This window comes from Thalassotalea fonticola (genome assembly GCF_032911225.1).
In the GTDB taxonomy this organism is placed as follows: Bacteria; Pseudomonadota; Gammaproteobacteria; order Enterobacterales; family Alteromonadaceae; genus Thalassotalea_A; species Thalassotalea_A fonticola.
Genome location: NZ_CP136600.1, coordinates 3,340,199 through 3,366,689, shown reverse-complemented (window position 1 = coordinate 3,366,689; position 26,491 = coordinate 3,340,199). Strand labels below are relative to the sequence as shown.

The window sequence follows — 26,491 nt, the reverse complement described above, 5'->3', positions numbered from 1 at the left end:
GCTTGGCTTTTGTCACTGCGTTCCAGATTTTAGCCAAGCAATATTTGCCTCTTAGTGGGGCGTTAGTATTACAGGAGAGTTCAGCTATTAATTCAAACTCTAAACGTGTAAATTCAAGGTTAGCGAATTATCCATTCGGTTTACTTTTATTGTCCGTTGTTACTCTTGGTAAGGGATATTGGGAGATAGGGGTAATTGCTTCTTTAATTTTTGTTGTATCATTTTACTTAGATCCTGTGTTTAAGTTTTACAGAGCAAAAGTCGAAGGTTTCCAAAAATTCATGCTCATAGCGTTCTTAATAGGGTTTTGTATTGCAACAGTAGCTTTTTTTGTACCTGAACATTCTGGTAAATTATTAGCGGTTTGGGGTATTCCAACCTTTATAATAAGCTTTAAAAATACTAAGAAATTTAAAGACCTTGAGTATAAGTAATACTAACAAGCTGCTCAAAACGGACTGCTAATAGTTGGCTGCGCTTCGTTCCTCGCACATTTTAGCCAACTATTATCAGCCCCTTAGCAGGGCGTTATATTTATATTCTAATTATGGAGAATTTTTCAAGGTGAAAAAAAGTTTATTGAGTTTAGCTATTATTACTTTAACTGGTTGTGCGAATAATCAATATTTACAGCAAATTCCAAATACAGCTAATGCAAAGTTACGCTTGGTTACTATTCCAAGTAACAATAATTTTGTTGATGAAGGCAGCCCACGAGAGTGTATACCTACAGGTTCACGTGATGAAGGATTATCTCAGATTGCAACTCTAGGTTTTAAAGTAAATCTTTTACGTAGTTTAAATCGTATTGATATGCCAGCATATAACAACGATATTACCGATTCGCATCAAAATGAAATTTATATTCCTGCCGAGAATAAATTCTTCTTTCAATTTAATGGCGTCGGTATAAGTGGTTTCGCTCCAGGTCAAACGGATTCTGGTGGGGCTTTATATTCTTGGTGTCGTAAAGCTGTAGCCTTTACACCTATGGCTAACTCAAATTATGAAGCTATTTATGATTATGTAGAATTACCTAATGGTAAAGAAACCTGCGGAGTGAAGCTTTTCGAAATTGTAGAAAACAGTCCTGAGACATACTCAAAAGTCGAAGTTAACGATTATCAAGTTATAGAAAATTACTGTAAATAAATATAACAAGTTGCTTAAACGGAAAAATAACAGTTGGCCATCGCTTCGCGATTATAGCCAACCATTATTTCCAGCTTAGCAAGGCGTTATGTATATAGGGAAGTATGAGTATAAATCCAATATTAGAGTCATCTTTCTATCATGATGGAAGAGGCCCTGAACCACAAAATGTTATTTGGAAAACATCAGGTGTAATCCCTGAAGGCTTTGAGTATTTTAATCCGGATGACGATTATGTAGAGCCCCAAATTAAGCATATTAAATTAATTGGTGTTCAAGCATATGCAATGGCCACAGATGAAGTTCATGGGAATATTGTTGCTACTGGTGAATCAAATGCAGCTATAAATGAAATAGTCGACTCTGCTTGGCTTAAATCATTTTCACCTATTCATTTATCTAAGTGTAAGCATTTTCAAATAATGTTTTATGACGAAATATATGACATTATTTGTGAAGATATAATATCAGGCTTAGGTAAAATATATACATAACAAGCTGTTTAACAAGGACAAAATACAGTTGGCTTTTGCTCCTTCGTCGATTACTTTAGCCAACTATATTTTGCCCATTAACAGGGCGTTATGTGCCACTAGAGTTTAGATGAAAACTGATTATTCTGATTATCAAAATAAGTTAGAGAAACTCATCGAATTACTTCGAGCTTACAATGAAGAACATTGGGCTAATTATTTCCGAAAGTCATTGGAGTTACTTTACAAGGGAAAACCTCAGAAGAGTATTTCTCACTCTCTTGGTGCTTATGGTGGCATGGGTAGTTTCAACGATTCATTAACTTTTACTGGTGCCTCTGAACAAGATGCCAAGTTAGGTTTTGAGTTAAGAACTAACCTGTGGCTTGTATGTAAATCTAAACGAAGTATTATAAAGCGTGCTATGGAGTTGTAGCACATAACAAGCTAATTAATAAGGACAAAAAACAGTTTGCTGTTTTCGTTCCTCAACATTTTAGCAAACAATTTTTTGCCCATTATTAGGGCGTTATGTACACCTGAACATGTAAGGTTCTGAATGTACAATTTAATTATTAGAGAGAGTAAAGTTGAAAGTATTTAGGTTAGCTAGTCTGTTCGAGGGAATTTCATATTTACTTATATTGAGTATCACGCTTGGTATAATTAGTCGAGATTATGTGTTTTATTTAGGCTCTTTGCATGGTGCTTTATTCATTGCATATTTAATCTTATCCCTCCATGCTTCGCATAAACGAAATTGGTCTGTAATTGTCTGGTTGCTTGTATTCTTAGCATCTATTGTTCCTTTTGCATTTATAGCCGTAGAGTTTTATATACGCAAACAGCTAAGTGAAGTTGAAGTAACTAGCTATGAACCAAAAGAATTACAAAGGCTATAAGCACATAACAAGGCAATCAAGCAGGACTTTTCATAGTTGGTTCGTTTCCGCTTCGCTTTACATTATAACCAACTATAAAAAGCCTCTTAGTGAGACGTTATAAGCAAATCAAAGTTTGGGTGTTATTAAAGGATTATTTATGAAAAAAATTTTGTTGGTATTATCTCTCATATCTTGTACTTCTCTTGCCTCAGTTATCCCTAATGAACCTCATATTTACGTAGAAGGTACATCTGAGTTTGGTGTTTTTCCAGATCAAATAAAAGTCTCAGTTTCTTTAAGAGCAGTTAATCTTGATGCGGAAGTCGCAAAATCAGAAGTAGATCAGAAGTCGCTAAAACTATTTGAAGCAGTAAAAAAATTAAATGTTGAAAAAGGTGATATAACAGCTACACCTTTGCAAATAAATCCTGCTTTTGAATATGAAGATAGGAAAAAAATAGATAAAGGAACAAGCGTAAATCGTAATGTAGATATCGTCCTGAAAGATCTAAAAAAATATCCACAACTAAATGATATTTTAGTTAATGTTGGGATTACTTCAAAAATATCATCCACTGTTGAAGTATCAAATGAGAATGAACTAAAGAAAAAAGCTCTTATGCTTGCTTTGAAAGACGCAAGAGTTAAAGCTGAAAACCTTGCAGAGCTTCAGAATAAAAAAGTCAAAGATGTACACTCAATCTCAGAGTTTAAAACAAGAGACGATAATTCTTACAGCCTAAGACCTGAACAAAGAATTTATGGTCAGTCGTATGCTGTTGCAGAGCAACGACGTAGAGTCCCACCTCCTCCACCTGGAATTTTTGAAATAGGTGAAATGAGTGTTACTGCAACGGTTTATGTTGTTTATACAATGGAATAATTTTGTTTATAACAAGTTGCTCAAACGGACAAAAAACAGCTGGCTTTTGCTCGTACCTCGCTAATTTTAGCCAGCTATTTTATTGCCGCTTAGCAAAGCGTTATATGCACTTAATATGCTGTTTATCGCCGTCAGGGTAAAATCATCTAAAAGTCATAAGGACGTCAGGTATTTTGCATTCTAATCCTATACATTCAAACCCTTGTTGATTTATAACAAGGACCTGTCATGCAATTTTGCAATTTACAAGTGAGTGATTCGATATGAAAAAGATTTTAGTTTTTTTGTTTTTGTTACCTTTCATCAATGTTGGAGCAAGTGAGCAAAAATTATACCAAATGCCTGGAACACAAGTTATTCCGATTAAAGATACGATATCGAATAAACAATACGAACTACTAATAAAACTACCCGATAATTACGCGGAAAATAAGGACAAAAACTACCCGGTCGTTTACTTTACTGATGCCGTCGAGCATATCGAATTATTATCATCTGCCTCATATATGATTATGGAAGATGTAATTTTAGTAGGCATCTCCTGGCAGAAAGACATTTCAGAGGATTTAAAGCAACAATATGGGGTTCATGTCAGTCGTTATATGGATTACACATTTAAGAAGACCATTAATCCAAGACATCCCAAAATAAAATTTGGCCAAGCTGATAATCACCTGGCTTTTATTCGCAAAGATGTTTTTAAGTTTGTAGAAAGCAATTACCGAACCGAACCGAACAATCGAACCTATTTCGGTTTTTCCGCTGGTGGAGTATTTGGTGTTTACGCACTAATGGTACAACCCGACACATTTAAAAATTACATTCTCGGTAGTCCATTGGACGAGAAAGTTCCTACACTCTTTGCTCAAGAACATGCCGCTTTAAAAAGTAAACAGTCTGCGATTAATGTCTTTATTTCTTATGGTGAATTAGAGAAAGAGTCAGGGCCATTTGTCGAAGATTTTGTTAGCCAACTAAGAAATAAAAAATATAAGGGATTAGCTTCAATAAAGCGCATTGTTGTTGAGTCCTATGGACATAGCGATTCGTCTCCTCTGGTGGCGGCACACAGTTTGAAATGGTTAAAAAGCTTGCAGCCAAAGTCAAAAGAGGATAAATAACAGTTGGCTGCGCTTCGTTCCTCGCACATTTTAGCCAACTATTATCAGCCCTTTAGCAGGGCGTTAGGCAACACTCTAAATGGTGAACTTTCATGATTTCTTGTGAACAACATGATTATGTAGAAATAGCGTGTATGTATAATTATTTAATCAGACTAACTCTCAATTCAGGTGATGAATTCGAGGGTGTCGCTCTTGAAGTCAAACGTAATAAAAGTCGAGAAGAGTGTGTAAAGATTAAAATTAATAATACAGAGAGTTTGTTTGTATTGGATTCAGTTTCTAAAATAGAAGCTCTTGTAGATAACCCACACTTTAAGGTTGTAAGTTTTAAATAGATTACGGGGCTTGTTGTCTAACAAGTCATTTAAGCAGGACAAATTCAACTTGGTTTTTGTCACTGCGTTCCGGAATTTTAACCAAGTTAAATTTGCCTCTTAATGAGGCGTTATATGCCTTAGTGTACACTTTTACATCTATTTTCAGTTGACACATATATTACGATCTATCAGTATGAACGTATGAATATATACGTTACTCGCACAATAGCCCGAATTATTATCATTCCATAGGAATGGTGGGCTTTTGATGCGCTTTACATTTGTCAAACCCGCCCAAGAGGCGGGTTTTCTATATCTGCCTCAAGGGATTAGTCACAGTGAATGGAGGTAGTATGAAAAAAATAGCAGTTTTTGGTAAGCCTGGTAGTGGTAAGTCCACGTTAAGTAAAAATTTAGCATCAGTGACAGGTATTGAGTTGCATCAATTAGATTCAATTTTATATAAAAAAAATGGCGATCTTGTAGATCGGCAGACTTACGATAAGGTACATGGAAATATACTATCCTCTGATAGTTGGATTATTGATGGCTTCGATCGAATTGAATCATTTAATAAACGAATAGATGTGGCAGATACTTTGATCTATATAGATTTACCTTATATTGTCAGTTATTGGCTAGTGGCCAAGCGACTTCTACAAAGTGTATTTGTTAAGCCTGAAGGTTGGCCGGATGGTAGTTCAGTTTTTAAAGGAACTTTACAAAGTTATAAAATGTTGAAGCTTTGTCCAAAGTTTTGGAATGATGATTTTTTACAAAAATTAGAAGAAATATCGACTAGTAAGTCTATATATATAATTCGGTCTATATCTGAATTAAGTAGTTTTATTCGTAATAATGTGAAATAAATGCATATAACAAGCGCATCAACAGGGATTTAAAAAGTTTGGCTTCTCTCGCTGCGCTCGTTTTTATAGCCAAAAAATTTTTAAACCCGTTATGTGGGCGTTAGCCGTATATGTTGTAACCTCAATATAATGTGATACTATAGTGATACATTAATTCTTGCAAAATATAGGAAGTACTATGAGAGTAGAGTTGGTTACAACGCTAAAGCGACAAGCTACTAAAATATTGGCAGATCTTCACACTTCCAAAGAACCTGTTTTAATTACAGAGCATGGACAGCCTTCAGCATATCTTGTTGATGTTGATGACTATGAATTCATGCAACAAAGAATGGCTATACTTGAAGCTGTTGCTCGAGGTGAGCAGGCAATTCGAAAGGGTAATATTTTTTCTAATGTGGAAGCTAAAGAGAAAATGAATAAATGGCTGAAGTAATATGGACAGCTCCAGCCCTCAATGATTTAGATGAAGTTGCAGAATACATTGCATTAAGTAATTTATTGGCGGCTAAAAATCTAGTCCAAAAAGTTTTCGATAAAGTAAATCGTCTTGAGACTCATCCAGAATCAGGAAGAATCCCCTTAGAATTACAAAATTTCAATTACAGAGAAATTGTTGTAAATCCTTGTCGGGTTTTCTATAAAGTGGATAAGGATAAAGTTTATATTTTACATGTGATGCGGCAAGAACGAGATCTTAGGAAGTTTCTTTTAAATAGTTAATAAACGGCTAACAAGTTACTCAATAGGACAAATAACGCTGTCACAGCTTTTGCAAAAAACGCAAAATCAGTTCCAGCATCATTAGCCTCTTAGTAAGGCGTTAGGTTTTAAAGCTATCAATCGAAGATTGTGCCAATACTCTTTAAGAAAGGATTAAAAAGTGTTTCGAACTCGAATCTCACAAATAGTAAATATAATACTCCTATGTTGCTGTACCACCTCAGTTTTCGCTAATGAAAAAGATGCTTATTCATATTTGCAGCAATTGGTATCTGCTAATGATGGCATTGGGGTTCGAACTTCAGGATCCTTAGAAGAAAAGATTACCTCTGAATTTATAACTAAAACACTTAGCGAACTAGGCTTCAAAGTTAAGGTTCAACCTTTTGAATTTAAAAACAAAGAACAACATTTCAAGTCAAATAATATAATTGCCGAATTAGATAGTAATGATTTACCAACTATCATTCTTGGTGCTCATTACGACTCTAAAGGCGATGGTTCTTATGGAGCAATAGATAATGGGACAGGTGTTGCCGCTATGCTGGAGATTGCCCAGATTATTTCTAAAAGGCCATCTAAACATTTTAATATACGTTTTATTGCATTTGGAGCAGAAGAAATAGGGATATCAGGCTCACAACATTATGTTAAACAGTTAACCCCTACAGCATTGCAAAATATAGCTGGCATGATTAATTTTGATATGATTGCTGGAGGCGATAAAATGTATGTTCACAGCGCGCTTTCAACGCCATATCCATGTGGTAAATCTACTTCTCTTTATAATGGGTCTCCTATTTTACGTAAAGCTATTATTAAAACATCAGATTCACTTAATAATAGTATTCAATTCCTTGAGCACCCAAAATCTAAGGAGTACCCAAAAGGTGAAACAGGTCCTTGGTCAGATCATTTCCCCTTTTCTTGTGCTGGAATACCAATTGCATTTTTAGAGTCTACAAATTTTTCAATTAATGGACTGTATGGATTAGATGGATTATCACAAACAACGCATCCTGCTTTTTGGGATTGCTTCGACTCGTCATCTCAAGGCGCTTGTGATCGAAAAACTGAAAGTCGTTGGGGCATTATTTTACATTCTAAATTTGATCGGTTGGATACAATTGACCAAGTATTTCCTAATCGAGTTAAAGAGCAACTTGAACAAGCTGTGAATGTATTTTCTACCTTCTTGTTAACTCCTGAAAAGTATTTAGACAGAAAAACACTAGAGGAAACCTAACAAGAATTTAAAGCGGGACGGCTAACAGTTTGCTCTATTTCGCTCGCTACACAATTTTAGCAAACTCTTATCAGCTCCTTAAATGGGCGTTATATGCTTAGGCAAGTAGTAAGCTATTGAGCGCCAAATATATATTATCTACAATGGCGTACTTTTATATAAATTTGAGTCAAAAATATGAACGATACTAAATCTCTTCCTGCTTTACCTGATCGTCTTTCTGGAAACCCTCGTAGTCCACATCATGTGGCAGAAATTTTCGAACACAATGTTGGTATTCGATTGAACGGAAAAGAACGTACTGATGTTGAAGAATATTGTATTAGTGAAGGTTGGGTAAAAATCCCGTCTCCTAAAGCATTGGATCGTCGAGGGCAGCCAATGCTAATTAAGCTTAAAGGAACGGTTGAAGCTTTTTATAGTTAAGCATATAACAAGCTGTTCAAGCGGGACAAATAACAGTTGGCTGGTTCCACTTCACATTTTAGCCAACTACAATTTGTCCCTTAACAAGAGAATTAATAGAACAAATAACGCTGTCATGCTTTTTGCAAAAAAAACGCAAAAACAATGCCAGCATAATTAGCCTTATATTGAGGCGTTATGTGTATCACTAGGGAGATGCTAAATTGCGGTTATTCTTTTCATTTTTCGTGATGATGCTTTTAGTTTCTTGTGCAACTAAAGGTGAGTTGGAATATATAACTTCCAATGGTGAGCACAAAACAGCATGTGAAACTGAATATACTTGGGAGCCTTCAGTCGATAAATATGCGGTTGAGTATATTTTGAGTTATTGTGCTAGAAAGGCGGTAAAAAAGGGTCATAAAGTTGTCGATGAATCCCTACTAAACATAGATTTAAGCATATCTTTATCACCAAACGGTAACTCTTGGACTTTTGATTATGCTAAAGAATTACATAGTAACAAAAAGCTAAGTGACAAGGAGTATGGCTATATTATTGCGTATATAGATCTGGGCCTAAATAAAGATTAGGTTTTCATACACATAACAAGAATTTCAAGCGGGACTGCTAACAGTTTGCTCGGTTTCGCTTCGCTACACAATTTTAGCAAACTATTATCAGCCCCTTAGGTGGGCGTTAGGTGAAAGGTTTGCCCAGAGAATCACTACTAACATTCATGGCAGATATAATTCTAGTCACGCATGTATTATTCGTGTTCTTCGTGGTTTTTGGCCTTGTGGCAACTTACTTGGGATATTATCTAAAGTGGCGTTGGGTTAGAAATCCTGCTTTTCGGATATTACATTTGGTGGCTACCGGAATTGTGGTCGTGCAGTCTTGGTTTAGTGTAATTTGCCCCCTAACCATTTGGGAAATGTCGCTCCGAGAAGAGGTTGGCTCTGAGATTTATTCGGGTTCATTTATTCAATACTGGATTCAGAGTCTACTTTACTATAGCGCACCTGAATGGGTATTCATTGTATTGTACACAGGCTTTGGCGGCCTAGTTCTAGCAAGTTGGATTTTGGTACGCCCAAACCAATTTAAAAAGAAGTAATATGAGTCAATCACCTAACAAGCTGTTCAAGCGGGACAAAATACAGTTGGCTGTTTTCGCTCCGCTCAATATTTTAGCCAACTATATTATTGCCCCTTAACAGGGCGTTAGGAGTCAGCAAGAAGTCAGCTAAAATTCATTTGAACTTCATGTGTTTTAGTTTCGGTTGGCTTAAGCTCTCCATTTTACATCAAAAGAGCGAACTTTAATTTATGTGTACTGTAATAAGAACCAAAACACGAAACACCAAGAGGAATCCCATGAAAAACATGTCAAAACTGTTGTTATTGTGCGCCTCTCTATCATTCGTAACTTCTGAAGCCAACGCTTCCGAAGTCATCGCAATAAATTCTACCAACAAAGCTCCGCTATTCGATGGTCGTTGTGACAAAGAGGAATGGCAATCAGCAACAAAATTCGAACTGCCAGCACAAACTTCCGTTTATCTCATGCATGATAAATACTCATTATACGTGTGTGCTAAAGGCAAATCAGAAGATTATGCAGTTATTGATATCTATATAGAAAACGCTGAAACTGGTCACCTCCATAGACTCCATGCCTCAGCTCAATTGAGCGAAAGATTATTCAAAGGGAAAAAGTGGAGTGAGCCTGACCGCTGGAATCTAAAGGATTGGAGTGGGTTTTGGGTACCTTATGCGGGCACCGAAGATTCCGAAGATGGAAGGCGTCCAAAATTCTTGAAAGGATCACATAGAGAAATGCAAGTGTTGCGGAAGAAATTTGTTGGTGAAACTTGGAATATCATGATTAGCGTAAGCGGCATTTATCATGAAAAGCGCTCTACGGCATTCTCATTTCCCGAAAAAGCAGTAGATACAGATAAATCTACTTGGGCTAAGTTTTCTTTTGCTTATTGATAGCTCTTACTACAATTAGTGAGGTTGAGGAATATATCGCCTAACAAGCAAATCAACAGGACTAAGAACAGTTTGCTTTTTTGCTCGTGCCTCGCTAATTTTAGCAAACAGTTTTTAGCCTGTTATTTGGGCGTTAGGTATTTTTCATATAGGAGTGCCAAGTTGAGTAATCCATTTCATTTGTCTTTTGTTGTTCCAAAATTACGTTTAGCTGAAGAGTTTTATGTCAATTTACTTAATTGTAGAAAAGGCAGGGATACCGGAAAATGGATAGATATTATCTTTTTTGGGCATCAGCTAACACTTCATCAAGAAACAGAAAATATGAAAGCTCAATCCATAGATCATTTTGGTGTTATTTTAGATAAATCAGAATGGTTGTCTATTGCTAAAAAGATAGAAGTTGAGAGTATTCCTTTTGTTCTTTCACCTAGTGAAAAAATAAACGATGATAGTAGTGAGTCCGGTAAATTTATTATTAAGGATCCAGCAAGTAATTTGATAGAGTTTAAATTTTATAAAAAGTCACCTTTAGAAATGGTGCAATAAATACCTAACAAGCCACTCAAGCAGGACAAATAACAGTTGGCTGTTGCTCCTGCGTCGCACATTTTAGCCAACTACTTTTGTCCGCTTAATGCGGCGTTATATGCAATTCGGGTTTTAGAGTAATATTCAAGAAAATTATATGAAGAATAAAGTAATAATTAGAGTAGCAAATGAAAGTGATCAACCGTTTATTTTGGGGCTTTCACCTAACCTAGCAGAAGTCGCACTGCTAGAGTGGCACGCGGATGAAGTCATTCAAAAAATGCAAGACGATTATATTTCTAAAATGCTTGCTGAAACATCGCAACCAAATACCACATTGATCGCTGAAACCAATAATGTTCCGTTGGGTTTTATTCATGTGCGCACACATAAAGATAGCATTTCAGGTGAAACTTGCGGAACTATACCGCTTCTTGCCGTATCACCAAAATCACAAGGGTTAGGGGTAGGTAAAGTTTTAATTGAGTTTGCGGAAAACTGGGCTAAAGATTTAGGGTGCAGGTTATTGCATCTAGAGGTTTTTGCAAATAATAAAAATGCAAAAGGTTTCTATCAAAATTTAGGTTTTCAGCCTGAAACCGTTCACATGATTAAACCTATATAGAGTGAGGCGTTAGGAATACCAAATGAGTAGTGGAAGCTCCCGGGCAAATAAATTCTACGAAGAAGTCTCAGAAAGCAAAATACTGTGGTTCGCAAAAACTGGAGATGGTGATGCTTTAGAATTTGATGTCGATGGCGGTAAAGTATCTTTTCCTCTTTGGTCTTCTAAATCTAGAGTGATGAGGCTCAAAAAACTAAATCCTGATTTGCTGGGGGAGTACTCGCCGAGAGAGATTTCTTGGTTATTTTTTAAAGATGTTTTAGCGCCTATACTAACCGAGAAAAAGCGAATGGTTGGTGTTAACCTCAGTAGTCAAAATCTTACAGGTATTGATTTATCTGTAGAGTCGCTAATCAATCAAGTTGAAGCTTTTGCGTAAGGTATTTCCTAACAAGCGCATTAAGTAACGGGAGACAAAACAGTTGGCTTGTCGCTCGTTCCTCGCTAAAGTTTAGCCAACAATTAACAGCCCCTTAGCTGGGCGTTAGCATTAATGGAGTTTTACTTAACATGAAGTTATCAATATTATTAATCACAACCTTACTTTCTTTAAATACATTCGCATCCGACTATCAATCAGAAATAGATGAGTTTTTCGAACTGTATAAAAATGGAAAAATTAATGAGGCTGTTGATTCAATATACAAATCAAATAAATATGTTTCATCTATCCCAGATCAAATAATAAATGTAAAAAATCAACTTTCATCTCTTAAAGGACTGGTTGGAGAAATTAATAATATCGGCAAAATTGATACATATGCAGTCGGAGATGATTTCGTTCATGTTACTTATTTAGTGACATATGACAGACAACCTATTCGTTATGAATTTCAATTTTTCAAAGTTAAACAAGGATGGAGAGTTTATTCATTTTCATTCGATGATGAATTAACTGGTGAAATAAAAGTATTAGCTAGAAAGTCAGCGTTATCTGCTAAGTAATAATACTAACAAGCTGTTCAAGCGGGGCAAATAAAGTTGGCTGGTTCCGCTCCGCTTCACATCTTAGCCAACTACAATTTGCCCCTTAACAGGGCGTTAGCAACACTCTCGATTATGAGTGCATTTTCACGCGTTTAGGTTAGAATTAAAGTGATTTTATAATTAAGTTAAGGGAACACTATGAATAACGACATTAAAGGAATGTGCCTTTTTCTAGGCATGATTGGCTTAGGGTATGTTGCTCTATTAATAATAGTAGCGTTACTTACGGGCGCTAAAATAATCAAAAGTATTATGTTCATTTCTATTTTTTCAACGTTCTTAATTAGTTTGGGTTTAACGCCACAAGTTAAGAGCCGTCTATTCAATTACCTCAAGTCATTAACTGTAAAACAGTTCGTGTAAAGTATTGCTAACAAGTCATTCAAGCTGGACAAAAAACAGTTTGCTGTTTTCGTTCATCAACAATTTTAGCCAACTAAATTTTGCTCATTAACGAGGGCGTTAGGCATTAAGGAGTAGTCTACTAAGTATGGTAAGTAAATTAACAAAAAGGACCTTTCATAGTAAGATTTATGAAGGAACACATAGAGATTACTGGGTTTACATTCCTGAACGCTACAAAGGAGATACCCCTGCTAATTTGATGGTTTTTCAAGACGGGTACTACTATATTGACGAAGCTAAACCTATGAGGGCCCCCCAAGTAATTGATAAACTCATAGCTTCTAATAAAATCCCTCCCACGGTTTGTGTTTTTATTAATCCTGGTATTATCAAAGAGCCAACAAAACCAGAACATCATTCAGACACACTACGTAGCTTCGAGTATGATTCAGTTAATGATCAATATACTCGCTTTCTCATCAATGAGCTGCTACCTGAGGCATTGGATGGCCTAAACATATCGCAAGATCCAAAAGAGCGAGCAACTGTGGGCTTCAGCTCAGGTGGAATATGTGCTTGGTCAATTGCATGGTTTCGTCCAGACTTATTCGGTAATGTACTAAGCCACTGTGGTAGCTTTGTTGATATTAGAGGAGGAGGTAAATTTCCATATCTAATAAGAAATGAATACCCCAAACCCATTAGAATGTTTTTTCAAAGTGGTTCTAACGACTTGAATACCAAGTATGGAAATTGGGCGCTCGCTAACAAACAGATGGAGTCAGCTTTAAACTTCAAAGGCTATGACTATAGGTTTGAGTTTGGCTCAGAGGGGCATAACTTAGTGCATGGTGGAGATTTACTTGAAGCCTCAATCATGTGGTTGTTTGGCAAAAATGCCTAACAAGTTAATCCAACTGAAAAATAATGGTTGGCCATCGCTCTGCGATTACAGCCAACCATTATTTTTCGCTTATTAGGGCTTTAGGCATTACTTAAATTCGGTCTTTACTTAATAACTGTTTTTATATACAGCTGTGTCGGTTTTCTCTACAAGGAATAAAGATGAAGTATAAAGGTAGTTGTCATTGCAAAGCTGTTCAATTTGAATTTGAGAGCGAAACAATAGAAGAAGCATTACAATGTAATTGCTCTATTTGCATAAGAAAAAATGCAATTATGTCTAAACAAAGTTATGAAGCTAGTGAGTTTACTTTATTAAGTGGCGAGGAAAACCTTGGCACTTATCACTGGGGAGATCATGATGTAAACCACCACTTTTGTAAAACATGTGGTATTTATCCATTCCATGATACTTCTTATGATCCAGGAAAATACAGAATTAATTTAGGTTGTGTTGATGATATTGAACCAAGAGAACTTAAAATTATTCATTTTGATGGCAAAAATGAGCTGTAATGCCTAACAAGAATTTAAAGCGGGACTGCTAACCATTTGCTCGGTTTCGCTTCGCTACACATTTTAGCCAACAATTATTTGCCTATTAGCAAAGCGTTATTTCAAAGGAAGTTTGGTGCCAAATTTAAAAATTGCTGTAGCTCAAGTAGCATCGGTAAAGGGAGATGTTGACGAGAATATCAGTACCCATTTAAAGGCTGTAAAAAAGGCAAGTGAACTTGGGGTTTCCTATGTCGTATTCCCTGAACTATCGCTTACAGGCTATGAGCCTGAAATAGCAGCACATTTAGCTTTCTCAAGTGATGATAAAAGACTAAAACCATTAATTGCCTCAGCAATTAAATATAATATCAAAATTGGTGTTGGTGCTCCCTTGCAGTCGAATGGTTTACCAAAAATCGGACTTATTGTAATTTCCGAATTAGGCGCAGTTGATACTTATGAAAAAATGCACCTGCATTCAGGTGAAGAGGTATACTTTAATTATGGAACTAATCATAAGTTAATAACTATTGGTAACACGAAAATTGCGAATGCGATCTGTGCTGATACCAATAATACAAACCATGTACATACTTGCTCTGAATTAGGTGCGTCTGTCTATGTTGCTGGAGTATTAATTACAGCAGGTGGCTATGATGCTGATACTGCAGTAATGGCTGATTATGCTAAGAAATATAATATTCTTGTTGCAATGGCTAATCATAATCAACCAACTGGTAATTGGGTTCCTACCGGTAAAAGTGCAATTTGGTCAAATACAGGATTACTTGCTAGTGCCTCTGAGAATGAAAATGCTCTTGTTGTAGCCGAAAAACTAAATGACAAATGGTCTGGGCACGTATTTGAAATATAACAAGAAATTAAACAAGGACAACAAACAGTTGGCTGTTTTCGTTCCTCAATATTTTAACCAACAATTATTTGCCCATTATTCGGGCGTTATATACCTATGAGGGTATGGTGAAGATAAAAGGAATCGTACTTCTAATATTATTTTTTCCGCAATATGCGTTAGCAAGAGTGATTTCTAATTCTTGTTATGATGAATGCGGTAAGCTATTTAATGAAATTTCATTTGGTAATCCAATAATTGGTTTTCTCTATTTAGTTGTTCCTATTGGTGTTGGAACATGGGCCATAGGACAGAAAGCACCGAAAAGAAAACGAATTAAAGAAAGTGAAGACGCACAGAAAATAGGCCGTACATTTACCTATTTAGCAATATTCTGTGTTGGTTTTTTTCTATACTTTACTTTGTAATAAAAGGTATATAACAAGGCATTCAATCGGATAAAAAACAGTTGGCTTTTGTTCGTGCCTCACCACTTTAGCCAACAATTATTTGTCTCTTAGTGAGGCGTTATGTGCTCAGTGAGCATCAGCGAAGAGGAAGGATATGATAGGTTATATCACCATTGGAACAAATGATTTAGTAAGGGCTGCTTCATTTTACGATATTATTTTCAAAGAAATGGGTGCTTCTAAAGCATTTGATGCTGAACGATTGACTGCGTGGAGTTTTGGTGAAGGAAAACCTTTATTTACCGTGACTAAACCATTCGATGAAAGCAATGCCACTGTGGGGAATGGTGTAATGGTGGCTTTGTCTGCATCAAGTAAAGAAGCCGTAGATAAATTACACGCTAAAGCATTAGAACTTGGCGCTACCACTGAAGGTGGGCCATATCTGAAAGGGAGTAACTTTTATGTTGGTTATTTCAGGGATCTAGATGGCAACAAGCTCAACTTTCACTGTTACATCTAAACATATACATAACAAGTAGCTGCATCGGACCCGTTAAAGTGTCAGGGCTTTTTATTATTGCTAGGCTCAAATTAATCAGGAAAAATTAGTGCAAGTATTTATTGGTGTTATATTAGTTGTGTTGAGCTTATTTTTATTTTTTATAAACATCCCTGCCATAGGTGTGATCCTCTTTTTTATTGGGTTTGGTGTGTTGCGAGGATATAGAAGAGGTAAAGCTTTCTATTTATTAGGCGGACGCTCAAGTGGCGGTAGTTGTTGTGACTAAAAACATAACAAGTTACTCAATAGAACAAATAACATCGTCATGGTTTTTGCCTATTATTCAGGCGTTAGGTTAATAGGTATGAAATTAGAACAAGTCGACGTATCTGAAGAATTCAAAATAATTGAAACTAAGTTCTTTAAAACTATGCGCACAGCGGCATTAATTGCGCTAACTATCTTTCCTGTTTATTGGTTAGATGTTTCGTTTATTAACCCATGGGCGGGTCCTATCATTGCGGCTATTCTTTATAATATTTGGGGCTACCGGTATTACAGGTGCCCAAATTGCAACTCCATCATTACACCAGCCTTTACGCGAAGAGGATTTGCGATAAAACCAAAAAAATGTATTGATTGTAATGCGACTTTTCGTAAACAATAACCTAAAAAGTAATTCAAAAGGACAATTAACCGTTGGCTGTTATTAGGGCGTTATGTGTTTTCGTAATCACCAGGTTGAATAAACTGTAATCTTATAAATATTTGGAGTAATAATGATTAATAAAATTATTGGGATCGTACTTATCATTGTAGGTGTTGTTTTAGTTATGTGGGGTTACAACATTTATGATTCAGCTAGCTCTCAACTTAGTCGCGCATTAAACGGCGATACACCCATTGAAGCTTGGGCAGGAATGGTAGGTGGTGTTATTTCTGTTTTAATTGGTATCACAAGGTTAAAGTAAAAGTGAGCTTGTTGTGTATAAACACATAACAAGTTACTCAATAGGACAAATAACACTGTCATGGCTTTAGCAAAAAACGCTAAACCACATGCCAGTATCATTAGCCTCTTATTAAGGCGTTAGCCATGTAATCAAACTTGGAGTGCATTTTGAGTAACGAATGGGATGAGTATGCAGAAGGTTGGGATATTGATCCTTCTGTTGAAGTATATGCTAATAAGGCTTTTGCTGAACTAGTAAAGAAAGTAAACCTTGATGCTTTAACTGTTCTCGATTTTGGTTGTGGGACTGGTGCACTTACGCAACTTATCAGCCCTGAGGTTAAAAATATTGTAGCTATAGACCCTTCTTCAGAAATGATTAAGTGCCTAGATAAAAAATCATTGAAAAATGTTGCAACTATTTCCGATTATCTATCTGAAGGTATCATTAAAAAGCATTCAAGGTTTCATGATAAATTTGATCTCGTTGTGGCATCTTCAGTCTGTGGTTTTCTTCCATCTTATGAGGAAACTTTAACTTTGCTAAAATCAGTCTTAAAGGTCGGGGGAACATTTATTCAATGGGATTGGCTTGCAGAAGATGATTCTTCCAGTATGGGGTTATCTGAAGCAAGAGTGAGACAGGCATTTGAATCAAATCAATTTATAGATATCCAAGTGACCAGCCCATTCATAATGGAAAGTTCAAAAGGAAAAATGTCTGTTTTGATGGCATGTGGTAAAAATGCCTAACAAGCCAATGAAGACGGGACTGCTAACAGTTTGCTCAGTTCCGCTTCGTTTCACATTTTAGCAAACTAATATAATCCCCTTATTGGGGCGTTAGGCATTCAGGGAAGTACCGTGCACTCATGCAATAATAAATATTTAATCATCGGTTCGATTTGTAGTGCTCTTGCTGCTATAGCTCATTTGGGATGTATCATTTTCGGTGGTGACTGGTATCGTTTTTTTGGTGCTGGTGAACAAATGGCAAGAATGGCCGAGGATGGACATTGGTACCCAACTGTTGTTACATCAATTATTGTTTTGATTCTGTCTGTGTGGTCACTTTATGCCCTTTCTGGCTCAAAAGTTATATTTCGGCTTCCGTTTCTTCGATTAGGCTTGGTTGTTATTTCTCTTATTTATTTACTTCGAGGTGTAGCATTTATGGCCATAATGCCAATATTTCCCGAAAATAGTTTAACGTTTTGGCTTATCAGTTCGGGGATTTGTTTAATAATTGGTACGTTATATGCCGTTGGTACTTTTCAGTCTTGGTCACAATTAAGTGTAAAAAATGCCTAACAAGTTACTTAATAGGACAAATAACATCGCCATGGTTTTTGCAAAAGACGCAAAAACACATGCCAATATTATTTGCCTTGTAGTAAGGCGTTAGGTGCCTAAGCTGATTCCGCATTTAAACCTTTTATTCATTTGTATCGTCTAAATAATGATTTTAATTATTTACGAAGGAAGACAATGAAATTTTTCATCACTATTTTAATAACGGCTGCTTTGCTTACCACAAATGCTGTAGCAGAACCTACCAAGAAAGTTCTAATCATAGTATCGAATATGGTAGATATGGGAGATCCTGAAAAGCATGACGCAAGAAATAATTTATGGGAGTTCGCGCCCCCTTATCACATTTTTGTTAGTCACGGCTTTGAAGTTGACTTTGTATCGCCTGAAGGTGGAAAAGTCGAGTTTATGATGGACCCTCTAGGCATAAGTAGCTACACCATCAAACATGAAGGTTTCTTAGAAAAAGCGAACAGTTCATTTACACCTTCTCAAATTATCCCTAACGACTATTGGGGCGTATTCATTGGTGGTGGTTACGGTGTAATGTTTGACGTTGCAGATAATATAAAAATCCATTCCATTATCAGTAGTGTATATGAGTCTGGTGGTGTTGTAGGGGTTGGTGGTCACGGCTCAGCAGGTATTGCAAACGTGACATTATCTAACGGGGAGTTTTTGGTAAAAGGGAAAAAAATAGCTGGATTTCCTAACTCTACTGAAACATCTAAGTCATGGGCAAAGCAAGGTACGCTGTTGCCTTTTCTTATTGAAAGTCAGCTTAATAAGAATGGTGCTATCGCTCAAAATAAGAAAACCCTAAAAGATAAGCACACAGTGATCGCAGATCAACGTATTATCTCAACAATGTTTCTGCCTTCAGCTGCACTTGTTGCAAAAGAAATGATAATCTTAAATAAGTTGTAATGGCACTTAACAAATCATTCAAGCAGGACAACTAACAGTTGGCTTTTTGCTCCTTCGTCGCTTATTTTAAGCAACTGTTTTTTGCCTTGTAGCAAGGCGTTAGCAATACAGGATAATTCAGTGATAGAGCGTAAATCTGGTATTTATAATGGAAGAAATAAGTCTTCCGCATATAAAGATTTAGTATGGACTGTAGCTACATCATCAGATACTTCTTTAGGTATCAAAGGACAAACTAAATTAACTTTAGATACAATTCAAGATAACTTAGTTGAACTGGGTAGCGACAAAACAAAAATAGTATCAGCTCAAGTTTATATAGCAGATATGAATTCTAAACCGTCAATGGACTCTGTCTGGTGTGAGTGGTTTGGGGACAATTCTCAACATTGGCCACAAAGAGCATGTTTGGGTGTAGCTCTGGAAGGAGATGTGTTAATTGAGGTAACAGTCACAGCTGTGCGTTAATGTACAGCTAACAAGTCATTAAAGCAGGACAAAAAACAGTTGGTTTTTGCTCCTTCGTCGCTTATTTTAACCAACTATTTTTAGCTTCTTATTGGGGCGTTATGTGATTAGGGAAATACGATGGGACAATCAGCTTCTCAACCAGTTGTTCTTCACTAAACATATAAATCCTCCTGGTTATAGTGGTACTCACGATGGGAGCGGTACGGGATTTTAAATATAACAAGGCAATAATAGGCGTTATGATGTTTCTCAAGGATATTTAGTTGGAAAAGTATTTCGACGGATTAAGGAAAATAAAAACCAGGTCCGACAATTTTCATTCTTATAAAAAAGCCTGTATTTATGCGTTTTTTATATTCGCATTACTGTCGTTTGCGATACCCCCTTTGGGTATAATTCCCGCCATCGCAGTTTATTTCTATTTTTTCTTAATCTACCGTTTATCTTTGTCTACTTGCCCTAGATGCGATAAAAAGTATTTTGGCTTATTTAATATATTATTTGGTGGTGCACAGTTAGCTAATTCGGGTATGTGGGCAAGTGTTTGCGCTCACTGCGGGTTAAAATTAAGTGAGCTTCCCGATGTTGATGAAATAAAAATTCACTCGCATGTCGACGAATGGAAATAAAACTCATAACAAGTTACTAAAATGGACGCATAACGCTTGGCTTGACGTTATATGCACCTAATAAATTGATTCTCGCTTTCAGTACAAAATCATCTAAAAGTCATATAGACGTCAGGTATTTTAAAGCTTGTTTGGTTAAAGTCACTGCTTGCTCAATCACATTTAAGCGTAATATCAATGAAAGCGACTTCAATATGGAAGTTGAATAACTCGTTGATTTAAAGGAAAGGTAGATTATGGATCGAATTTGTATTGCAATTGTATTACTGTTTTCTACTATAACCATAAGTGGCATTAGTTATAGTAAAGATAAACCTCCAACCATAGAAAGTCGCTATTTGGGCGAAAAGCCACCGGCCTTAATTCCTAAACTTTTTGATCCTAAAATAGTATCCCCAGAAGGGAGTTTTGAAGGTGGTACGTTTTCGCCAGATATGAAGGAGTTCTATTTCACTAGGAAAAATGGGAAATATAAAAAGCGCACATTTTTTGTTATTCGATATGAAAACAATAGATGGGGTCAGGAATCTGAGACTGATATAAGATGGCCACAATTCTCTGCTGATGGCAATATAATGTACGTTGGAAAGGAGTATAGACAACGAACCGACACTGGTTGGTCGGAGCCCAAAAGCCCAGGAGTGTTCTTAAAGGAACAGGCACATGGTATGTCGGTTTCATCTAACGGAACTTATTATTTCCTTTTTTTAAAAAAGAAGATAACGGACATGGCAATCTTGGTTATTCACGCCTGATAGGCGGCAAACATGAAAATCCAGTAAAAATGGATACCGAGATAAACACAGGAAAATACATTGCTCACCCCTATATTGCGCCAGATGAATCCTATTTAATGTGGGATGTAGAGCGAGAAGACGGGCATGGACAATCGGATATCTATATCAGTTTTAGGCGCAAAGGTGGTTCTTGGTTACCAGCAATGAGTATGGGCTCACTAATAAACACAGAACTTCAGGAAAGCTCTCCTCATGTGACTCATGATGGAAAATATCTATTTTTTACTCGGGGAGAGTGGAAAGTAAAAGAAGATGGAAGTCGTAATTACGTAGGAAAAAGATATTGGGTGGATGCTAAGGTTATTGAGAGCCTAAGACCAAAAGTGTGAAGCATTAGCAATTTAGGCGTTAGGTATTACAACAGATATGGTTGAATGAATCCAGATTATACGAAATATACACTTGTAGAGTTGTATGATGTTAAAGATAACATTGATAATGAGTCTTATCCCGAACGATACGATTCACTATTAAATGAAATAAGAAAGCGAGAATTAAATCCTGAGAAGGAACCTGAGCCTCAGAAGCTCAATAAAATAAATAAAGCTTACATTACAAGGTTTTTAATGTTTCTTTGCATTCCTTTTTTTTCATGGCAATTAATTAATGCATATAAGTATGGTTCAATTCATTTCAAAAATGATCATGTGTATCATCTGAATACACAACCAGCAGGGTTTTATATGGCTGTTTTTATTCATGTTATTTGTCTTGTGATAGCTTTGCGTACTGTGTTTAAAGGTTTGGGGGCAAAGTAGTACCTAACAAGCAAACAAATCAGGACAAATAACAGCTTGGCCTTTGCTCCTGCGTCGATAATTTTAGCCAAGCATTATTTGCCCATTATTGTGAGCGTTAGGTGTCAGTTGCACAATTTGAATTTTGGAGTTTAAATGTCGTATGAAATACTAGTTGGTTTAAATGTATTGGATGATCTTAAATATGATGCTTATCGTACGGAAATGAAACCAATCCTTTCTGATTATGAAGGACGCTTTGGTTATGATTTTAAAGTTTCTGATGTTTTAATTTCAGAAGGTAATGCGGATATTAATAGAGTATTTACAATCAACTTTGTTAGTAAAAGCAAAATGGAAGGTTTTTTCTCAGACTCAAAATATTTAGTAGTCAAAGAAACCTATTTTGTAGAGTCTGTAGGTAGTGCAACAATAATCTCTAGCTACGAAAAAGACACCTAACAAGTAAATAAACAGGGACACGTAACGCTTGCTCGGTTTCGCTACACAATTTTAGCAAACTATTATCAGCCCCTTGATAAGGCGTTAGCCGTCTTCGCAAAATCAACATTTTTAGTAGGATAACAAATGGATATAAACAACATATTAACTTTTATAGCAGTAGCTACCTTATTGGTCATATCTCCAGGTCCTAATGGTTTTCTTATTGCTAAAACAGTTCCAATATCAGGACAAAAAGCAGGCTTTGCTAATATATGGGGGTTTGTTGCAGCTTTTTATGTGCATGGCACATTATCCATTTTTGGTATTTCGATGCTTCTTGTACAGTCAGCTCAAGCATTCTTTATTTTTAAAATGCTAGGCGCAGCCTATTTGATCTGGATTGGAATAAAAGCACTTATTAGTGCTGTTAAAGATAATAGCTCGAACCAATTAAACTCTCCTCAAAAATATGATAAATCCGTTTCAATACGTGTTGCATTTTCGGAAGGCTTTTTAACCAATATACTTAATCCCAAAGTATCGATGTTTTATTTAGCAGCCTTTCCACAATTCATATCTGTAAGCGACAATGCAATAAACGCATACGCCTTAGTTACAGCTCATTCATTGGTTAATTTCGTATGGTTCTCAGTCATGATTCTTATGCTGTCACGCGTTAAAAATGCAACTAACAATGCTATGTTTAAGAAGTGGTTAAACTCAATAACTGGCGTTGTATTTATCGGCTTTGGTTCAAAACTAGCTTTAATGGAAAACGGCTAACAAGCTGTTCAAGCGGGACTGCTAAAGTTTGGCTCGGTTCCGCTTCGCTTCACAAGTTTAGCCAAACATTATCAGCCCCTTAACTGGGCGTTAGGTTAACTGCATGGAGAAGAGTATGGTTGGGCAATGTTTATGTAGATATATCGCATTTAAAGTATTGGGCTGTCTTCCTAATTTATATCAGTGTCACTGTTCACTTTGCAGAAAGTTATCTGGCTCAACATCAGACACTGCAACTTTTTTAAATATTGAGCAGTTTCAGTGGGTAAAAGGGACTGATGCTATAAGTTCATTTATTCTTGAATCAGGTTACCGCTCTGATTTCTGTAAACGCTGCGGCAGTACTGTTCCTCATTTAATGCAAAATGAAGTGCAATACTGGATCCCAGCTGGATTGCTTGAACAAGATGCTGATAGTATGGTGACGGCTCACTTATTTGTTGAGTCTAAAGCAAGCTGGGATGTGGTTAGCGGTGATGCTATACAATACTCCACAATGCCGGATATGGATACACTAAACAAAAAACTACAGAAATAATCGTAAAATTAACCTAACAAACTAATCAAGTCGGGGCTTTATGTGGTCAAAAGGAATGTCGTGTCGAAAAGTACAGAAACATATTGGAATGTCTTAGCTGAAGAAAATAAAGATAAATGGGAGCCGATTGAAGGGAGCGCAGGAATGCTGGATCAGCTAACCCTTGCTTTCGACAAGAAAACGGGAGATTACACACGACTTACCCGTTTTAAAGCCGGTGCAGATACAAAGATATTTGGTGGCAAATCTCATGATTACCCAGAGGAAATCTTTATAATTTCTGGTCGGCTTTACGATGTTGCTTTCCAACAATGGTTAGAAGCGGGACATTTTGCTAGTCGCCCACCTGGTGAGGTTCATGGCCCGTTCATTTGTGAGGAAGATTGCTTGGTTATGGAGGTATCATTTCCAAGTCAGTGCGTATCTGCCACATAACAAGTCATTCAAGCGGGACTGTTAACAGTTGGCTAGGTATCGCTTCGCTACACATTTTAGCCAACTATTATCAGCCCTTTAAATGGGCGTTATTTGTATCAAGAGGCACGATAATTTTGGCGAAGAAGCATAGATTTATATCCGCAATATCTCAAATGACTGAAAACGGTGCTCCTGTTTATGCTGGTTTTAATCATTTTAGAGGTGAAGCCACTTTTACAAGTACATTTAATACATGCTACTTTGAAAATAGAACCTTAGAAAAAATTAAGGGTGGGGGCATCAATGATAGCAACTACAAATGTAAAGCTTCTGGCGAATATTATAGAGTTATGAAATTCGAAAAACTGTAATAATATACACATAACAAGGCATTCAAAAGGACAATTTACAGTTGGCTTTTGTTTGTTCCTCACATATTTTAGCCAACAACTTTTTTGCCTGTTAATTAAGCGTTATGCCGAAGAGAATCTAATTTGATGCCTGAACCTGATCCATTGAGAACCATGACATTTGTAACACCAAAAGATCTTGGCCAGTGGCTCAAGGTAAATTACGCTTCTGAAAGTGAACTATGGGTGAAGATATACAAGAAAAATACTGGGATTCAGAGTGTGACTTGGAATGATGTCGTGATCGAGTCTCTATGTTGGGGATGGATCGACGGTGTTAAGAAGTCAATCGATGACCGAGCCTATCTTCAGCGAATTACTCCCAGAAAAGCTCGAAGTAATTGGTCTAAAAGAAACACAGAGCACGCGGAACGTTTGATAAGTGAGAGCAGGATGATGGAATCAGGGCTAGTGCATATTCGTGCTGCAAAAGCGGATGGTCGTTGGGAAAAAGCCTATGTGGCAAGTGAAATGGAAGTGCCCGCGGACTTCATAGTCGCACTGGAGAGCAAGCCGAATGCTAAAAATTTTTTTGAAACTCTCAATAAATCGAGTCGTTTTATAATCGCATACGGATTGATAAGTGCGAAGAAACCCGAAACCAGACTAAGACGGTTCTCAAAATTCATGAACATGCTTGTTAACGAAGAAAAGCCCAAATAAGTGGGATTCGGCATAACAAGTCGTTTAAAAGGACAAAAAACAGTTGGCTTTTTCTCCTCCGACGCTAATTTTAGCCAACAATTTTTTGCCTCTTAACGAGGCGTTATGCATCAGATGGAATTAACCTATGATTTCGCACACTACATTAGGCACTAATAATTTAGACAAAGCTGGCGCTTTCTATTTTGAAATACTGAATGCACTTGGTGGTACACAAATATACAAATCAGATACTGTGATTTTTTGGGAATTTGAAGAAGGCAGTTCAAAACTGGCGCTCACAGTCCCATTTGATGGGGAGCTTGCCACTAATGGAAATGGAACAATGGTAGCATTTACTCTCAATAGTACCAAAAAGGTGGACGAAGTGTTTTTAATGGCTTTAAAGTTGGGGGCCACCAGCGAAGGAGGACCTGGAGAAAGAAATGGAGGAGCGTATTATGGAGCGTACTTTAGAGATTTGGATGGGAATAAAATTGCTATTTTTCATCGCTGATTTCTTGAAAAATGCAGAACAAGCCATTCAAACAGGTTTTTTAACATTTGGCTAAGTTCCGCCCAGCTACACATTTTAGCAAGCTATTAGCAGCGCCTTAAATGGGCGTTAAACCTACTAGGAGAGTTCAGTGGTAACTGTTAGAGAAGCGACACTATCTGATGTCAATATTGTCCATGATTTGATTATTGCTATCGCAAAGCACCATAACCAAGAACAATACGTAGTAACTACCAAAGAGGAATTGATTAACTCTGGATTTGGGGACAGCCCATTATTCGGCGTACTGGTAGCAGAAGTTGATGGTAAAGTGGCTGGTTATTGTTCTTTTACGTGGAATTATTCAATTTGGCTTGGTTCATCCTATATGAATATTGATGATGTATTCGTGTGGGAAAAATTTCGAGGCAAGCAGATAGGTGAATCCTTAATGTTAAAAGCTAAAGAAGTATGTGTAGCTAAGGGAGCCAGCCGAATCAAGTGGGAAGTTGAACAGGACAATCATGGCGCAATAAAGTTTTATGAGCGTTTAGGTGCTAACCTTGATGTCAAGGGCCTTTTCCGCTGGAATGTTGGATCGTAGCCTTAACAAGCAGTACAAGCAGTACAAGCGGGACTTTTTACAGTTTGCTCGGTTTCGCTTCTCTAGACAATTTTAGCAAACTAATAAAAAGCCCCTTAACGTGGGCGTTATACATCAAGGAGTGGTTATGAGTCGTGTTCTAATTCCGAGTACAAGTCCTTATGCTTCAAAATTGGGTTTTTCCCGAGCCGTTAAGGTAGGTAACTTTATTTCTATTGGTGGAACCGCGCCAATCGATGAAAATGGGGTCACCATTGGTGTTGGCGATCCCGCGGCACAAACTAGGCAATGTATAAAAACGATTATTGCGGCGCTGGAAGAAGCTGGTGCAACTTTGAATGATGTAGTAAGAACTCGTATGCTGCTAACTAACATTGATAACTGGAAAGAAGTTGCTGCTGTTAGAGGTGAGTATTTTAAAGATATTCGCCCTGTCGATACTGTCATGCAAGTTAGTCAATTTATTAACCCTGAATGGCTTATTGAAATAGAAGTCGATGCTGTTGTAGAAGTTTGATGCATAACACGTTACTCAATAGGACAAGTAACATCGCCATGTTTTTTGCAAAAATGCAAAACCACGTGCCAGTATCATTAGC

The 26,491-nt window shown here is 36.8% G+C and carries 44 protein-coding genes; all 44 read left to right on the top strand.

Features of this window, described 5'->3' with window-relative positions; genetic code table 11:
- The first annotated feature begins 2 nt into the window (after positions 1-2).
- The 44 genes from RI844_RS13715 to RI844_RS13500 all read left to right on the top strand — a co-directional run bounded on the left by RI844_RS13715 (position 3) and on the right by RI844_RS13500 (position 26,409).
- Positions 3-434 carry a hypothetical protein gene (locus tag RI844_RS13715; protein ID WP_348395238.1) on the top strand — a complete coding sequence of 144 codons (432 nt, stop codon included), beginning with the start codon at positions 3-5 and terminating at the stop codon, positions 432-434.
- 130 nt (positions 435-564) lie between these two features.
- Positions 565-1,152: a hypothetical protein gene (locus tag RI844_RS13710; protein ID WP_348395237.1), complete on the top strand. Its 588-nt coding sequence runs from the start codon at positions 565-567 to the stop codon at positions 1,150-1,152.
- A gap of 104 nt (positions 1,153-1,256) precedes the next feature.
- Positions 1,257-1,646, top strand: coding sequence for a hypothetical protein (locus RI844_RS13705; protein ID WP_348395236.1), 390 nt, complete (start codon positions 1,257-1,259; stop codon positions 1,644-1,646).
- 109 nt (positions 1,647-1,755) lie between these two features.
- Positions 1,756-2,061: a DUF6966 domain-containing protein gene (locus tag RI844_RS13700; RefSeq protein WP_348395235.1), complete on the top strand. Its 306-nt coding sequence runs from the start codon at positions 1,756-1,758 to the stop codon at positions 2,059-2,061.
- Between the two features lie 154 nt (positions 2,062-2,215).
- A complete protein-coding gene (locus RI844_RS13695) occupies positions 2,216-2,527 on the top strand; it encodes a DUF3817 domain-containing protein (RefSeq protein WP_348395234.1) in 312 nt (103 codons plus the stop codon).
- 139 nt (positions 2,528-2,666) lie between these two features.
- Complete coding sequence (locus tag RI844_RS13690; protein WP_348395233.1) at positions 2,667-3,392, top strand: SIMPL domain-containing protein; 726 nt, start codon at positions 2,667-2,669, stop codon at positions 3,390-3,392.
- A 263-nt stretch (positions 3,393-3,655) separates the two neighbouring features.
- Positions 3,656-4,513, top strand: a complete 858-nt coding sequence (locus tag RI844_RS13685) for an alpha/beta hydrolase (protein ID WP_348395232.1) — start codon at positions 3,656-3,658, stop codon at positions 4,511-4,513.
- 92 nt (positions 4,514-4,605) lie between these two features.
- Positions 4,606-4,851 (top strand): Rho-binding antiterminator, encoded by a 246-nt coding sequence (locus RI844_RS13680; protein ID WP_348395231.1) that lies wholly within the window; start codon positions 4,606-4,608, stop codon positions 4,849-4,851.
- A 335-nt stretch (positions 4,852-5,186) separates the two neighbouring features.
- The gene (locus RI844_RS13675) at positions 5,187-5,702 is read left to right on the top strand and encodes a P-loop NTPase family protein (protein ID WP_348395230.1); all 516 of its coding nucleotides are present in this window, start codon (positions 5,187-5,189) and stop codon (positions 5,700-5,702) included.
- 178 nt (positions 5,703-5,880) lie between these two features.
- A complete protein-coding gene (locus RI844_RS13670) occupies positions 5,881-6,138 on the top strand; it encodes a type II toxin-antitoxin system Phd/YefM family antitoxin (protein ID WP_348395229.1) in 258 nt (85 codons plus the stop codon).
- The gene (locus RI844_RS13665; protein ID WP_348395228.1) at positions 6,126-6,425 is read left to right on the top strand and encodes a type II toxin-antitoxin system RelE/ParE family toxin; all 300 of its coding nucleotides are present in this window, start codon (positions 6,126-6,128) and stop codon (positions 6,423-6,425) included. The genes RI844_RS13670 and RI844_RS13665 overlap by 13 nt, the downstream gene beginning before the upstream one ends.
- 256 nt (positions 6,426-6,681) lie before the next feature.
- Entirely contained in the window at positions 6,682-7,671 is a 990-nt protein-coding gene (locus RI844_RS13660; protein WP_348395227.1) for a M28 family metallopeptidase, read from the top strand.
- A 177-nt stretch (positions 7,672-7,848) separates the two neighbouring features.
- Positions 7,849-8,097, top strand: a complete 249-nt coding sequence (locus tag RI844_RS13655; protein ID WP_348395226.1) for a DUF3297 family protein — start codon at positions 7,849-7,851, stop codon at positions 8,095-8,097.
- A gap of 203 nt (positions 8,098-8,300) precedes the next feature.
- Positions 8,301-8,669 carry a hypothetical protein gene (locus tag RI844_RS13650; RefSeq protein ID WP_348395225.1) on the top strand — a complete coding sequence of 123 codons (369 nt, stop codon included), beginning with the start codon at positions 8,301-8,303 and terminating at the stop codon, positions 8,667-8,669.
- A 146-nt stretch (positions 8,670-8,815) separates the two neighbouring features.
- On the top strand, positions 8,816-9,196 hold the full coding sequence (locus RI844_RS13645; protein ID WP_348398356.1) for a DUF2784 domain-containing protein: 381 nt from the start codon (positions 8,816-8,818) through the stop codon (positions 9,194-9,196).
- Between the two features lie 260 nt (positions 9,197-9,456).
- Positions 9,457-10,077, top strand: a complete 621-nt coding sequence (locus RI844_RS13640) for a hypothetical protein (RefSeq protein ID WP_348395224.1) — start codon at positions 9,457-9,459, stop codon at positions 10,075-10,077.
- Between the two features lie 162 nt (positions 10,078-10,239).
- On the top strand, positions 10,240-10,626 hold the full coding sequence (locus RI844_RS13635; protein WP_348395223.1) for a hypothetical protein: 387 nt from the start codon (positions 10,240-10,242) through the stop codon (positions 10,624-10,626).
- A 139-nt stretch (positions 10,627-10,765) separates the two neighbouring features.
- Entirely contained in the window at positions 10,766-11,233 is a 468-nt protein-coding gene (locus tag RI844_RS13630; RefSeq protein WP_348395222.1) for a GNAT family N-acetyltransferase, read from the top strand.
- A 22-nt stretch (positions 11,234-11,255) separates the two neighbouring features.
- Positions 11,256-11,612, top strand: a complete 357-nt coding sequence (locus RI844_RS13625; RefSeq protein ID WP_348395221.1) for a DUF2750 domain-containing protein — start codon at positions 11,256-11,258, stop codon at positions 11,610-11,612.
- Positions 11,613-11,743: 131 nt separating this feature from the next.
- Positions 11,744-12,178: a hypothetical protein gene (locus tag RI844_RS13620; protein WP_348395220.1), complete on the top strand. Its 435-nt coding sequence runs from the start codon at positions 11,744-11,746 to the stop codon at positions 12,176-12,178.
- 532 nt (positions 12,179-12,710) lie between these two features.
- Positions 12,711-13,469, top strand: coding sequence for an alpha/beta hydrolase (locus tag RI844_RS13615; RefSeq protein ID WP_348395219.1), 759 nt, complete (start codon positions 12,711-12,713; stop codon positions 13,467-13,469).
- 161 nt (positions 13,470-13,630) lie between these two features.
- Complete coding sequence (locus RI844_RS13610) at positions 13,631-13,984, top strand: GFA family protein (protein ID WP_348395218.1); 354 nt, start codon at positions 13,631-13,633, stop codon at positions 13,982-13,984.
- Between the two features lie 115 nt (positions 13,985-14,099).
- The gene (locus RI844_RS13605) at positions 14,100-14,840 is read left to right on the top strand and encodes a carbon-nitrogen hydrolase family protein (RefSeq protein WP_348395217.1); all 741 of its coding nucleotides are present in this window, start codon (positions 14,100-14,102) and stop codon (positions 14,838-14,840) included.
- Positions 14,841-14,944: 104 nt separating this feature from the next.
- On the top strand, positions 14,945-15,247 hold the full coding sequence (locus RI844_RS13600) for a hypothetical protein (protein WP_348395216.1): 303 nt from the start codon (positions 14,945-14,947) through the stop codon (positions 15,245-15,247).
- A gap of 136 nt (positions 15,248-15,383) precedes the next feature.
- Complete coding sequence (locus tag RI844_RS13595; protein ID WP_348395215.1) at positions 15,384-15,752, top strand: VOC family protein; 369 nt, start codon at positions 15,384-15,386, stop codon at positions 15,750-15,752.
- Positions 15,753-15,840: 88 nt separating this feature from the next.
- Positions 15,841-16,020, top strand: a complete 180-nt coding sequence (locus RI844_RS13590; protein WP_348395214.1) for a hypothetical protein — start codon at positions 15,841-15,843, stop codon at positions 16,018-16,020.
- Between the two features lie 78 nt (positions 16,021-16,098).
- A complete protein-coding gene (locus tag RI844_RS13585; protein ID WP_348395213.1) occupies positions 16,099-16,401 on the top strand; it encodes a hypothetical protein in 303 nt (100 codons plus the stop codon).
- 112 nt (positions 16,402-16,513) lie between these two features.
- Positions 16,514-16,705: a DUF3185 family protein gene (locus tag RI844_RS13580; protein WP_348395212.1), complete on the top strand. Its 192-nt coding sequence runs from the start codon at positions 16,514-16,516 to the stop codon at positions 16,703-16,705.
- Between the two features lie 149 nt (positions 16,706-16,854).
- Positions 16,855-17,439 carry a class I SAM-dependent DNA methyltransferase gene (locus tag RI844_RS13575; protein WP_348395211.1) on the top strand — a complete coding sequence of 195 codons (585 nt, stop codon included), beginning with the start codon at positions 16,855-16,857 and terminating at the stop codon, positions 17,437-17,439.
- A 111-nt stretch (positions 17,440-17,550) separates the two neighbouring features.
- Entirely contained in the window at positions 17,551-17,997 is a 447-nt protein-coding gene (locus tag RI844_RS13570; protein WP_348395210.1) for a hypothetical protein, read from the top strand.
- Between the two features lie 177 nt (positions 17,998-18,174).
- Positions 18,175-18,924 carry a type 1 glutamine amidotransferase domain-containing protein gene (locus RI844_RS13565; protein ID WP_348395209.1) on the top strand — a complete coding sequence of 250 codons (750 nt, stop codon included), beginning with the start codon at positions 18,175-18,177 and terminating at the stop codon, positions 18,922-18,924.
- Between the two features lie 120 nt (positions 18,925-19,044).
- On the top strand, positions 19,045-19,392 hold the full coding sequence (locus tag RI844_RS13560) for a RidA family protein (protein ID WP_348395208.1): 348 nt from the start codon (positions 19,045-19,047) through the stop codon (positions 19,390-19,392).
- An 868-nt stretch (positions 19,393-20,260) separates the two neighbouring features.
- Positions 20,261-20,779, top strand: a complete 519-nt coding sequence (locus tag RI844_RS13555) for a hypothetical protein (protein ID WP_348395207.1) — start codon at positions 20,261-20,263, stop codon at positions 20,777-20,779.
- A gap of 29 nt (positions 20,780-20,808) precedes the next feature.
- Entirely contained in the window at positions 20,809-21,150 is a 342-nt protein-coding gene (locus RI844_RS13550) for a TolB-like translocation protein (RefSeq protein ID WP_348395206.1), read from the top strand.
- A gap of 45 nt (positions 21,151-21,195) precedes the next feature.
- Complete coding sequence (locus tag RI844_RS13545; RefSeq protein WP_348395205.1) at positions 21,196-21,579, top strand: hypothetical protein; 384 nt, start codon at positions 21,196-21,198, stop codon at positions 21,577-21,579.
- Between the two features lie 135 nt (positions 21,580-21,714).
- Complete coding sequence (locus RI844_RS13540; RefSeq protein WP_348395204.1) at positions 21,715-22,020, top strand: DUF1330 domain-containing protein; 306 nt, start codon at positions 21,715-21,717, stop codon at positions 22,018-22,020.
- A 126-nt stretch (positions 22,021-22,146) separates the two neighbouring features.
- Positions 22,147-22,785 (top strand): LysE family translocator, encoded by a 639-nt coding sequence (locus RI844_RS13535; protein WP_348395203.1) that lies wholly within the window; start codon positions 22,147-22,149, stop codon positions 22,783-22,785.
- Between the two features lie 103 nt (positions 22,786-22,888).
- Positions 22,889-23,323 (top strand): GFA family protein, encoded by a 435-nt coding sequence (locus RI844_RS13530; RefSeq protein WP_348395202.1) that lies wholly within the window; start codon positions 22,889-22,891, stop codon positions 23,321-23,323.
- 60 nt (positions 23,324-23,383) lie between these two features.
- Positions 23,384-23,758 (top strand): cupin domain-containing protein, encoded by a 375-nt coding sequence (locus RI844_RS13525; RefSeq protein ID WP_348395201.1) that lies wholly within the window; start codon positions 23,384-23,386, stop codon positions 23,756-23,758.
- Positions 23,759-23,874: 116 nt separating this feature from the next.
- Positions 23,875-24,111 (top strand): hypothetical protein, encoded by a 237-nt coding sequence (locus RI844_RS13520; RefSeq protein WP_348395200.1) that lies wholly within the window; start codon positions 23,875-23,877, stop codon positions 24,109-24,111.
- Between the two features lie 126 nt (positions 24,112-24,237).
- Entirely contained in the window at positions 24,238-24,813 is a 576-nt protein-coding gene (locus RI844_RS13515) for a YdeI/OmpD-associated family protein (protein WP_348395199.1), read from the top strand.
- Between the two features lie 127 nt (positions 24,814-24,940).
- Entirely contained in the window at positions 24,941-25,309 is a 369-nt protein-coding gene (locus RI844_RS13510; RefSeq protein ID WP_348395198.1) for a VOC family protein, read from the top strand.
- Between the two features lie 130 nt (positions 25,310-25,439).
- Complete coding sequence (locus RI844_RS13505) at positions 25,440-25,892, top strand: GNAT family N-acetyltransferase (protein ID WP_348395197.1); 453 nt, start codon at positions 25,440-25,442, stop codon at positions 25,890-25,892.
- A 127-nt stretch (positions 25,893-26,019) separates the two neighbouring features.
- Positions 26,020-26,409, top strand: coding sequence for a RidA family protein (locus RI844_RS13500; RefSeq protein ID WP_348395196.1), 390 nt, complete (start codon positions 26,020-26,022; stop codon positions 26,407-26,409).
- The last annotated feature ends 82 nt before the right edge of the window (positions 26,410-26,491 follow it).

Coding starts and splice junctions, on each gene's coding strand:
- RI844_RS13705 (WP_348395236.1), top strand. CDS start 1,257: ATGAGTATAAATCCAATATTAGAGTCATCTTTCTATCATGATGGAAGA.
- RI844_RS13700 (WP_348395235.1), top strand. CDS start 1,756: ATGAAAACTGATTATTCTGATTATCAAAATAAGTTAGAGAAACTCATC.
- RI844_RS13690 (WP_348395233.1), top strand. CDS start 2,667: ATGAAAAAAATTTTGTTGGTATTATCTCTCATATCTTGTACTTCTCTT.
- RI844_RS13685 (WP_348395232.1), top strand. CDS start 3,656: ATGAAAAAGATTTTAGTTTTTTTGTTTTTGTTACCTTTCATCAATGTT.
- RI844_RS13680 (WP_348395231.1), top strand. CDS start 4,606: ATGATTTCTTGTGAACAACATGATTATGTAGAAATAGCGTGTATGTAT.
- RI844_RS13675 (WP_348395230.1), top strand. CDS start 5,187: ATGAAAAAAATAGCAGTTTTTGGTAAGCCTGGTAGTGGTAAGTCCACG.
- RI844_RS13670 (WP_348395229.1), top strand. CDS start 5,881: ATGAGAGTAGAGTTGGTTACAACGCTAAAGCGACAAGCTACTAAAATA.
- RI844_RS13665 (WP_348395228.1), top strand. CDS start 6,126: ATGGCTGAAGTAATATGGACAGCTCCAGCCCTCAATGATTTAGATGAA.
- RI844_RS13655 (WP_348395226.1), top strand. CDS start 7,849: ATGAACGATACTAAATCTCTTCCTGCTTTACCTGATCGTCTTTCTGGA.
- RI844_RS13645 (WP_348398356.1), top strand. CDS start 8,816: ATGGCAGATATAATTCTAGTCACGCATGTATTATTCGTGTTCTTCGTG.
- RI844_RS13640 (WP_348395224.1), top strand. CDS start 9,457: ATGAAAAACATGTCAAAACTGTTGTTATTGTGCGCCTCTCTATCATTC.
- RI844_RS13630 (WP_348395222.1), top strand. CDS start 10,766: ATGAAGAATAAAGTAATAATTAGAGTAGCAAATGAAAGTGATCAACCG.
- RI844_RS13625 (WP_348395221.1), top strand. CDS start 11,256: ATGAGTAGTGGAAGCTCCCGGGCAAATAAATTCTACGAAGAAGTCTCA.
- RI844_RS13620 (WP_348395220.1), top strand. CDS start 11,744: ATGAAGTTATCAATATTATTAATCACAACCTTACTTTCTTTAAATACA.
- RI844_RS13615 (WP_348395219.1), top strand. CDS start 12,711: ATGGTAAGTAAATTAACAAAAAGGACCTTTCATAGTAAGATTTATGAA.
- RI844_RS13610 (WP_348395218.1), top strand. CDS start 13,631: ATGAAGTATAAAGGTAGTTGTCATTGCAAAGCTGTTCAATTTGAATTT.
- RI844_RS13600 (WP_348395216.1), top strand. CDS start 14,945: ATGGTGAAGATAAAAGGAATCGTACTTCTAATATTATTTTTTCCGCAA.
- RI844_RS13595 (WP_348395215.1), top strand. CDS start 15,384: ATGATAGGTTATATCACCATTGGAACAAATGATTTAGTAAGGGCTGCT.
- RI844_RS13585 (WP_348395213.1), top strand. CDS start 16,099: ATGAAATTAGAACAAGTCGACGTATCTGAAGAATTCAAAATAATTGAA.
- RI844_RS13580 (WP_348395212.1), top strand. CDS start 16,514: ATGATTAATAAAATTATTGGGATCGTACTTATCATTGTAGGTGTTGTT.
- RI844_RS13565 (WP_348395209.1), top strand. CDS start 18,175: ATGAAATTTTTCATCACTATTTTAATAACGGCTGCTTTGCTTACCACA.
- RI844_RS13555 (WP_348395207.1), top strand. CDS start 20,261: ATGGATCGAATTTGTATTGCAATTGTATTACTGTTTTCTACTATAACC.
- RI844_RS13550 (WP_348395206.1), top strand. CDS start 20,809: ATGGATACCGAGATAAACACAGGAAAATACATTGCTCACCCCTATATT.
- RI844_RS13545 (WP_348395205.1), top strand. CDS start 21,196: ATGAATCCAGATTATACGAAATATACACTTGTAGAGTTGTATGATGTT.
- RI844_RS13540 (WP_348395204.1), top strand. CDS start 21,715: ATGTCGTATGAAATACTAGTTGGTTTAAATGTATTGGATGATCTTAAA.
- RI844_RS13535 (WP_348395203.1), top strand. CDS start 22,147: ATGGATATAAACAACATATTAACTTTTATAGCAGTAGCTACCTTATTG.
- RI844_RS13530 (WP_348395202.1), top strand. CDS start 22,889: ATGGAGAAGAGTATGGTTGGGCAATGTTTATGTAGATATATCGCATTT.
- RI844_RS13515 (WP_348395199.1), top strand. CDS start 24,238: ATGCCTGAACCTGATCCATTGAGAACCATGACATTTGTAACACCAAAA.
- RI844_RS13510 (WP_348395198.1), top strand. CDS start 24,941: ATGATTTCGCACACTACATTAGGCACTAATAATTTAGACAAAGCTGGC.
- RI844_RS13500 (WP_348395196.1), top strand. CDS start 26,020: ATGAGTCGTGTTCTAATTCCGAGTACAAGTCCTTATGCTTCAAAATTG.